Here is a 6,290-nt window from a genome sequence, read left to right as displayed (position 1 = left end):
TTAAATTAGTAGACCCTACACATTTGATTCGTCGAAACTTTGTTCAGTTTTCAAAGGTCTAAATCCGTTGGTTGATTACCTCAACACAACTTAATCATCATATCAAGTCATCAACATCTTGTCAACAACTTTTTATAATTTAATTTCCGTTGGAAGCAAGCGGCTAACCGCTTTGTGCGCCTCAACAACGTATACTAATTTACCAATTATTCCGGTGGAATGCAACCCCTAAATCGCAAAAATAACCGGTCATTATTACCATGTTTTAATTTACTTTTTAAAAATGTCCGGAAATTACATTTCGTCCATCTATTGCAGGCGAATAATTGCCCAACTTTGCCAACTTATGCCGAACGTCACCATACAATTTCAACATAAAATCACTAGAACGTTCGGTAAAATAATTCGCAACTTTTTTCAAAAAAAAGATAATTACAACTAAAAACACTTCATAATCGATTCAAAATACCGCTTATCGACAAAAAAACGGCTGTAAAATTGGCAAAAACCAATTTTACAGCCGTTAAATTTTTACTTATCTTCTTCTGGACGCATTGTTGGGAACAATAAAACATCGCGAATTGAATCTGCATCGGTCATTAACATCACTAACCGGTCAATCCCAATCCCAAGACCACCAGTAGGCGGCATCCCATATTCCAAAGCTTCGACGAAGTCTTCATCAATATGTTCAGCTTCATCGTTACCTGCTGTCCGTTCAGCAGCTTGCGCTTCAAACCGTTGACGTTGATCAATCGGATCGTTCAATTCACTAAAGGCGTTCGCATATTCATTACCTAAAATGAATAATTCAAACCGGTCAGTAAACCGAGGATCGTCAGGATTCTTCTTAGCCAATGGTGAGATTTCCACTGGATGACCATAGATAAAGGTTGGTTCATTTAAGGTATCTTCAACAAATTGTTCGAAGAAGGCATTAATGATATGGCCAACCTTCCAATATGGTTCATACTTCACGTGATGTTCATCAGCAAGCTTTTGCGCATCTTCCAATGACATTGGTTGCCAGAAGTCAATCCCAGTTTGTGCCTTAATCGCATCAACCATGTGTACTCGCTTAAATGGTTGGTTTAAATCAACCGTTTGACCATGATACGTCACGATACCGTCATCAGTCACTGCCTTAGCAGCGGCCTTAAAGATACCTTCAGTTTCATCCATAACATCATGGAAGTCAAAATAAGCAACGTATGATTCTAACATCGTGAATTCAGGGTTATGTTCACGGTCCATCCCTTCATTACGGAAAACACGACCGATTTCATAGACCTTTTCCATGCCACCAACGATTAAACGCTTCAAGTGGAGTTCCAACGCAATCCGCAAATATAAATCAATATTCAACGCATTGTGATGGGTTATAAATGGCCGTGCAGATGCACCACCAGCCTGATTATGCAACATTGGCGTTTCAACTTCAATAAAATCATGACTATCTAAATGATGCCGAATGGCGGAAATGATTTTAGTCCGCTTCAAGAACCGATCAAAACTGTCGCGGTTCGAGATTAAGTCTAAATACCGTTGCCGATAAATTTGTTCCACATTTTGTAACCCATGGAACTTATCTGGTAATGGCCGTAATGCCTTCGACAAGAAAGTTAAGCCAGTCACTTTAATCGTCAATTCACCAAAGTCAGTCTTGAAGACTTCCCCAGTAATGCCTAAAAAGTCACCGATATCTGAGCGTTTGAAGATATGATAGACATCTTCGCCCACAACATCTTTCCGGATATATAATTGCATCTTACCAGAACGGTCCCAAACATCAGCAAAGCCAACTTTCCCTTTGCCCCGTTTAGCTAACATGCGACCAGCAATCGTTGCGGTCACTTGTTTAGCATCGAGATCATCCTTATCCATCTCACCATACTTATCTTGTAAATCTTGGGCTAAATCAGTCCGTTCGAACCGCTGACCGAAAGGATCAATACCTTCGTCACGTAGTTCTTGCATTTTTTCGCGACGGACCTTGAGTTGGTCATTCATCGTTTGTTCTTGTCGTGCCACTAGTGTTCCTCCATTCTGTTAGGGGAGTCGTTTTGCACTAACTCCTCCACAACTTTCAGTATACATTACAATTTTGACAATCAGGCCGCAAAAATGCAAGTTAATTATTCACTTTACCGCTGACCGTGCCAAATAAGTTGCCAATTGTGCCGTAAATCGGTCTAATAGCTCAGTCATCGCCACTGAAGAATCGGCTTCCATTATAGCCACCTTCGTTCGGGCCGAGCGTGGAATCCCTTTTAAATAGTATGGGGCTTGTTCCCGAAATTCGTGACAACCACCTCGTTCTCCTTTCAACGCAACTAAGCGTTGCAGGTGGTCACGGGCCGTTGCCATCTTTTCTAATGGCGTTGGTTCCGGTAATAGCTCACCGGTTGCCAAATAGTGCGTCGTTTGTTGTAGCATCCATGGGTTGCCTTCAACTGCGCGACCAATCATCACCGCATCCGCGCCGACTTCAGTCAACATGCGTTGGGCATCTTGGGGGGTCTGCACATCACCGTTACCCATAAACGGAATCGTTAGCTGCTGGGCAACTTGCTTTAAAACACCCCAGTCGGCGTGACCTTGATACATTTGCTGTCGGGTCCGACCATGCATTGCAATCGCACTTGCGCCAGCACGCTCAGCCGCCAGTGCAGTCTCAACGGCATAGACATGGTCACTATCCCAACCCGTTCGCATCTTTACGGTAACTGGCTTGTGGACCGCATCCGTAACATAAGCCACCATCTCATAAACCTTAGCTGGATCTAATAACCATTTTGCCCCAGCATCCGTTTTGACGACCTTATTAACTGGACAGCCCATATTAATATCGATAATATCGGCATTCGTCTGTTGATCCACAAACTGCGCCGCTTGAACTAGTGTCTCCTTGGAACCACCAAAGATCTGAATGCTCATGGGATGCTCTTGCGGATCGACAAACATCATCGCTAACGTTTTCTGGTTATGATACATAATGCCACGATCAGAAATCATCTCACAAACGACGAGTCCAGCGCCATTGGATTTACAGATCACCCGAAACGCCGCATTTGTGACCCCAGCCATCGGCGCTACAACGACCCGATTAGGAATCGTCACATCACCGATTTGCCAAGCAGTTGTCATTAGGCTTTACCGTGGGAATGTGCCAAAATATCCCGCAAGTCAGTTTCTGAAAAGTGATATTCATTGCCGCAAAAATGACAAACTGCCGTAGCACCATGGTCTTCATCGATCATTTCTTGCAAGTCATGTTTTGGCAATGCCGCTAGCGAATCGCCGAAACGTTCTTTTGAACAGTCACATTCAAACTTGACTGGTAACCGGTCTAAGACTTTGACATCATCATCAAAGAGCAAGTTCAGAATGTCTTCAGGGGTTTTCCCTTCGCGCAATAAGTGTGATACCAATGGTAAGTCTTTGAGTTTAGCTTCTAATGAATCAATTGCCTCATCGGTGGCATTTGGCAAAACTTGGACTAAAAAGCCCCCGGCCACATCGATGGTATTATCGTCATTAACAAATACCGACAAGCCAACCGCTGATGGAATTTGTTCAGATTGTGCTAAGTAATACGTGAAATCTTCGCCGAGTTCACCTGAAACTAGGGCTACTTGACCGGTAAACGGATCACCGACACCTTGGTCTTTAGTCACGGCTAAGAAGCCTTCCGTCCCAACTGCGCCTTTGACGTCGATCTTATGTTGATCATTTAACGGCAAATGCACGTGTGGATGCTGTAAATAGCCTTTGACCGTACCATTAGCATTACCATCAATGACAATGCCACCAACTGGCCCATTCCCATTGATCTTAACGGTCATCTTTTCATCACCTTTTAAAACCGATGATGCCAAGAGAAGTGTCCCCACTAGACTCCGACCTAAAGCAGCTGAAGCAGCGCTCCAAGTATCATGCCGACGTTGCGCTTCTGCAACGACCCCGGTTGCATCGATCGCGTAAGCCCGAAACATGCTGTTTCCAGCCACACTTTTAACTAAATAATCTGACATTAATAAACTCCTATCTACTGGTTAATATTCTGATTAATCATACAACAGAAAAAGAGCCGAGACAAAGTCTCAGCTCTTTTAATCATCACTTTAAGCTTGGCTATCTGAATCATCGCTAGAATCAGCTGTGCTTTGCGCACTATCCGCACTTGTCGCACTAGTGGCAGCAGCGGAATCATTGGTGGTAGCCGTTGATTCTGGTGTCACATCAGCTTGCGATTCGCTAGGGAAAGCTGGTTGATCAGCTGCGCTGGTTTGGTTTTCCGCTTGCTTTTCAGCTTCACGGCGTTCCAATTCACGCTTTGATTCTTCGAAAGTAGCGGCTTTTTCACTTGGAAATTCGCTACTACCATCTTTTTCAGGCATCTTCCCAGTCTTAAATAAGCTGAGAATTTGCTTTTCATCCAAGGTTTCATACTTCAATAGAGCTTCCGCAATCAACTTATGTTGTTCACGATGTGATTGAATGATATCGATCGCTGTTTGATGGGCTTCAGTCGCCAATCCACGAATTTCATCATCAATCATTTGAGCCGTATGTTGTGAAAAGGCGCTTGCGCCCATGCCTTGTTGGTAAGCCGCTTGTTGGTTCGCATTTTCCAATTCAACTGGGCCAAGCTTTTCGCTCATCCCATATTGTGTGACCATTGCCCGTGCAATTTGCGTTGCTTGTTCAAAGTCATTGGAAGCACCAGATGATTGCGCGTCGAAAATAATTTCTTCGGCCGCACGACCACCCATTAAACCAGCCATTTGTTCTTTGGCATCCCGTTTAGACATCAGCATTTGATCTTCCCGTGGCAACATGATGGCATATCCGCCAGCACGGCCCCGTGGCACGATCGTTACCTTATGGACAACTCGAGCATCATTTAAGACTAACCCAACAATCGTATGACCCGCTTCATGGTACGCCACGGTTTCCCGTTCGTGCTTAGAAACGACCCGATCATGTTTGGCTGGCCCAGCAATGACACGGTCTTCGGCTTCATCTAAGTCCGAAGCATCGACTTGTTTCTTATTACGGCGAGCAGCCAATAAGGCAGCTTCGTTTAATAAGTTTTCCAAGTCGGCCCCAACGAACCCAGGGGTTTGCTTAGCGATTTCTTTCAAGTCAACGTCACTAGCCAATGGCTTGTTCTTGGCGTGTACTTTCAAGATTGCTTCACGACCCTTGATGTCTGGACGACCAACTAAGATCTTCCGGTCAAAACGACCTGGACGAAGTAACGCAGGGTCCAAAACATCAGAACGGTTCGTCGCAGCCATAACGATAACACCTTCGTTACCAGTGAACCCATCCATTTCAACCAATAATTGGTTTAAGGTTTGTTCACGTTCATCATGACCGCCGCCCATGCCATTACCACGTTGCCGCCCAACGGCATCAATTTCATCAATAAAGATGATTGATGGGGCATTCTTCTTGGCTTGTTCGAATAAGTCCCGGACACGACTGGCCCCGACCCCAACAAACATTTCCACGAAATCTGAACCAGAAATCGAGAAGAATGGTACGCCGGCTTCACCAGCGACCGCTTTGGCAAGCAACGTTTTACCAGTACCCGGAGGCCCCTCGAGTAAGACACCCGATGGGATCCGGGCGCCCAGCGAGACGAACTTCCGCGGATCTTTCAAGAATTCGACAACCTCGACCAATTCTTGCTTTTCTTCTTCTTCACCGGCAACATCAGAGAAACGAACTTTATTTTGTTTACTATCAGCTGGTTTGGCCTTCGTTTTCCCAAAGTTCATCACTCGGTTGTTCCCGCCGCCTTGGCCTGCTTGTCCCATCATCATATAGAATAGGAATACAAACAGAATCAATGGCGCCACATACATCAACAACGTGACCCAAATCCCGCTAGATTCTTCAGCTTTCGCTGTTAATTTAACGTTGTTCTTGTTGGCTAACTTAGAAACCTGTTCAACCGTGGAATTATTTTCTAACATAGTCGTTGAAAACGACGTGGTTTTCGACGATGAGTTGCTAGAAATCCCCAACGCATTAGTTGACGTAACCTTTTGCGCTTTCCGGTATTGACCGGTTACTTTGTAGACGCCACCACTAGGCTGGATACTAACGTTCTTGACGTTATTCTTGTCTAATTGTTTGACAAATTCGCTATAGCGAATATCTTGCGTTTGTGAGCTGGAATTACCACCAAAGAAAAAGTAGATAATCCCCATTAAACTCAAAAAGATCAAGATATAAAATAAGCTATTACGAAAGAGTCCATTGCGTCGATTGTTCAT

4 protein-coding genes are annotated in these 6,290 nt (G+C 44.5%); all 4 read right to left on the bottom strand.

Annotated features, from left to right (window positions below; genetic code table 11):
- Positions 1 to 531 precede the first annotated feature (531 nt).
- The 4 genes from lysS to ftsH all read right to left on the bottom strand — a co-directional run bounded on the left by lysS (position 532) and on the right by ftsH (position 6,290).
- Positions 532 to 2,031 carry a lysine--tRNA ligase gene (lysS, locus tag FFM75_RS13035; RefSeq protein WP_137629603.1) on the bottom strand — a complete coding sequence of 500 codons (1,500 nt, stop codon included), beginning with the start codon at positions 2,029 to 2,031 and terminating at the stop codon, positions 532 to 534.
- 108 nt (positions 2,032 to 2,139) lie between these two features.
- Entirely contained in the window at positions 2,140 to 3,147 is a 1,008-nt protein-coding gene (dusB, locus tag FFM75_RS13030) for a tRNA dihydrouridine synthase DusB (RefSeq protein WP_137629602.1), read from the bottom strand.
- Positions 3,147 to 4,034 carry an Hsp33 family molecular chaperone HslO gene (hslO, locus tag FFM75_RS13025; RefSeq protein ID WP_137629601.1) on the bottom strand — a complete coding sequence of 296 codons (888 nt, stop codon included), beginning with the start codon at positions 4,032 to 4,034 and terminating at the stop codon, positions 3,147 to 3,149. Before hslO ends, dusB begins: the two co-directional genes overlap by 1 nt.
- 90 nt (positions 4,035 to 4,124) lie before the next feature.
- Positions 4,125 to 6,290 (bottom strand): ATP-dependent zinc metalloprotease FtsH, encoded by a 2,166-nt coding sequence (gene ftsH, locus FFM75_RS13020; RefSeq protein ID WP_137629600.1) that lies wholly within the window; start codon positions 6,288 to 6,290, stop codon positions 4,125 to 4,127.

This window comes from Lactiplantibacillus daowaiensis (genome assembly GCF_005405085.1).
In the GTDB taxonomy this organism is placed as follows: Bacteria; Bacillota; Bacilli; order Lactobacillales; family Lactobacillaceae; genus Lactiplantibacillus; species Lactiplantibacillus daowaiensis.
This window is presented reverse-complemented; position numbering and strand designations above follow the sequence as displayed.